A 2939-nucleotide genomic window follows, 5' to 3' on the forward strand; every position below is an offset into this window, starting at 1 on the left:
ACGCGAAGCCGCTACGCGGCTTCCCCCTGCGGGCGCTCCGCGCCCGCCTCCCCGGCGGCTCCGCCGCCGGACCGGACCACTCCGTGGCCCGGAAGCCGGATCGCTCCGCGATCCGGCGACGGAGTCCGCTCCGCGAACTCCGAAAAGAGGCAGCAACTAGGGTGCTGTCAGGGTGAGTTGACGTCTCGTCACTAAATACTGACACGGCATCAGATTTGGATCCCGGGTTCGGGGATTCTTGATCATTCTTCTGCGGGCGCTGCTAGCAGATACGTCTGCCTACTGTCATCGCGATGCCGAAGCCCGTCAGAACTCTGCCGACGGTGTGAGAGTACTGAGGCATGGCCGAAGACGGATCAGATGCACGGCAGCGCGTGGGAAGGACGCCGGCCGAGGCGGGCCGGACCGCCGCGGTGCAGCGCCTGATCGACCTCGATGGCCGCGATGAGCTGACGTCTGCCCATGTCCGTCTGGTGGCCCAGGCGTTGGGGCGTTCCGAGCGGACGGTGTGGCGGTGGCTGTCCGCCGCGCGGGAGGAGGGCCGGTACGGTCGCGTTTCTGCGGCGCGGTTCACGGTGACACCTGAAGTGCGCACGCTGCTGGCCCTGTGGGGCGGCAACGCTTCCCGCGTTCACGCCGAGTTGGCCGAGCGGGCTCGCTTGGATCCTGCCAGTGGGCCGGTGCCGTCGTTGGCGACCCTGCACCGGGCGATCCGCCGGGACCTGACGGCAGGTGAGCGGGCCGGGCTGCGCCAGGGTGAAGCGGCTCGGCGGGTGCACGATGTCTTCGCTACACGGCCGCCCGTCCACCGCAACGCTGTCTGGGAAGGCGACCACAAGCGGGTCCCCGTTGAGGTCGATGTCGAAGGGGAGCTGGTCTGTCCCTGGGTGACGTGGTTCATCGACTGTGCGACCAGAGTGGTTGTCGGTGTTGCGGTCACGCCTCATACGCCCAGCCGGGACGCGGTGCTGGCTTCGTTGCGGTGCGCGATTGACCGGCGTGAGCCCTACGGTCCGGCCGGAGGGCTCCCTGGTGCCATCCGGGTCGACCGAGGCAAGGAATTCCTGTGCCGCACCGTGACTGTCGCCATGGGTGGCTTCGCCGTCGCAGTAGTGGATCTGCCCCCGTACACGCCGCATCTGAAAGGCACCGTCGAGGCGCTCAACGACGCAGCCGAGGAGATGCACTTCGTCCTCCTGCCCCGCTACCTGCACCGGCAGAAACTCACCGGAGGCAAGAGCGCTGACCCGGACGCGCCCGCTCTCACCTTCGAGGCCTTCGTGGCTGGGCTGCTGGACTGGGTGAACTGGTGGAACAGCCAGCACCGGCCTGCCGGCCTGGACGGCAGGACCCCGCTGGGGGCGTGGATGGCCGATGCCACCCCGCTGGCTGAGGCTCCGCCCGAGCAGCTGGCTCACTTCTCACTCGAAAGCGACGGACGGGAGCGGACCATCACCAGCCACGGCATCAGGTGGCACCGCCGCGACTACATCGCCGACTGGATGGTCGGGCGGACCGGCACGCGCGTCTTCATCCGGCATTTGCCTCACCACGACGACGTCATCGAGGTCTTCACCGCCGACGGCACGCACCTGGGCAGCGTGTACCTGGCCGAGGCCGCCACGGCGGAGCAGGTCCGTGCGCTCAGAGCCGCCCGCACGGCATCGGCCCGCCGCCTGCGGGCTGATCTCAAAGCCGCTGAGAAACTGCGCCGGGAGCGGTTCAAGGCGCAGACCGTGGCCGGCCCGGCCGAACGCAGCCGTGCCCCGGCCCGCGGGGAGGCAGCCGGAGAACTGGAGGGCGGGGCGCGACGGGACAGGCACCAGTTGGCCCGGCCGGGACTGATTCCCCACGGCCCGGCGCCGGAGCACTGGGTGCAGCTGGTGGATCCCAAGCAGCAGGACGGACGGAGCGATGAAGACTGACCTGGCTTACGGACGCTTGCCTGACGAGCGCGAGGACCACTTCCTCGGCCTGGAGGCAGCGCACCTGGTGGGGACCGAGGCGTTGCTGACCCCCCGGGACAACATCGAGGCAGTCATCAAAGCCAAGGCGATGATGTGCGCCTACGGGCCGGCCGGATACGGCAAGACCATGGCCGTGAACTCCGCGCTGCGGGCCCTGGCGCCCGACATCACCTACCGCCTGGAACTGCGCTCCGGTCCCACCCCGCGCGACATCCGCCACGGACTGTTCAAGGCTCTGCGCCTGCCTGGTGAGCCGCCCAAGCGTCCGATCGAGTTCGACGCGCTCCTGAAGAACGTCCTCGCCGAGCAGTTCCGGGTCCTGGTCTGCGACGAGGCCCAGTGGATGAGCCGCACCGGGTTCGAGTTCTGGCGTCATCTGTGGGATGACCGGCACACGGACATCGCGGTCGTCTTCGCCGGTGGCGACAGCTGCTATCGGGTGCTGCGGCGTGAGCCGATGCTCGCCTCACGGATGTACATCTGGCAGGAGTTCGACCGCATCCCCAAGGCGGAGGTACGGCAGGTCATCGCGGCTTTCCATCCGGTGTGGGCCACGGCTGAGCCGGGGTTGATCGATGCGGTCGACGTCGAAGCCGCGCACGGCAGCTTCCGCAACTGGGCCAACATCACCCACCACCTCGTGGCAGGGATGAGGAAGACCGGCGCGGACACGGTCACCGAAGCCCTGGTCCACTGGGTCTACAGCAAGATCGGCGGCATGTAGCAGTGAAGCCAGGCAGTCGGCACAGGACAGATCCGGGTGCAGCATCACGTCATGCGGTAGGAGCAGCATTCACCGTCCTCCTCGACACCGACGATGACCCAGTTGTCACTCAGGCCGCACTCGCAGCGCACCGGCTTGGCACGGGACGCCTGGTCGTCCACCGTCGACAACGCCCCGGGGTACCACAGCGCGGCGAACCGCCCCAGGGGAGCCCCCCCCCCCACCGACGCACCCCCCCCCCCCACCCC

At 68.8% G+C, this 2939-nt stretch carries 3 protein-coding genes; 2 read left to right on the plus strand and 1 reads right to left on the minus strand.

Features of this window, described 5'->3' with window-relative positions; genetic code table 11:
• Window positions 1–341 precede the first annotated feature (341 nt).
• Window positions 342–1925, plus strand: coding sequence for a Mu transposase C-terminal domain-containing protein (locus tag HLK59_RS49285; RefSeq protein ID WP_171148221.1), 1584 nt, complete (start codon window positions 342–344; stop codon window positions 1923–1925).
• Complete coding sequence (locus tag HLK59_RS49290) at window positions 1915–2691, plus strand: ATP-binding protein (RefSeq protein WP_171148222.1); 777 nt, start codon at window positions 1915–1917, stop codon at window positions 2689–2691. Before HLK59_RS49285 ends, HLK59_RS49290 begins: the two co-directional genes overlap by 11 nt.
• Before the next feature lie 44 nt (window positions 2692–2735).
• On the opposite strand, the gene HLK59_RS50665 is transcribed toward HLK59_RS49290, so the two are convergent.
• Window positions 2736–2939: hypothetical protein (locus HLK59_RS50665; RefSeq protein WP_206328514.1), on the minus strand; the 204-nt coding region annotated here is incomplete at its 5' end.

The organism is Streptomyces sp. S3(2020) (assembly GCF_013044505.1).
Taxonomy (GTDB): Bacteria; Actinomycetota; Actinomycetes; order Streptomycetales; family Streptomycetaceae; genus Streptomyces.

What these genes read in the sequence shown, in the direction of transcription:
- HLK59_RS49285 (WP_171148221.1), top strand. Translation starts at nt 342, where the DNA reads ATGGCCGAAGACGGATCAGATGCACGGCAGCGCGTGGGAAGGACGCCG.
- HLK59_RS49290 (WP_171148222.1), top strand. Translation starts at nt 1,915, where the DNA reads ATGAAGACTGACCTGGCTTACGGACGCTTGCCTGACGAGCGCGAGGAC.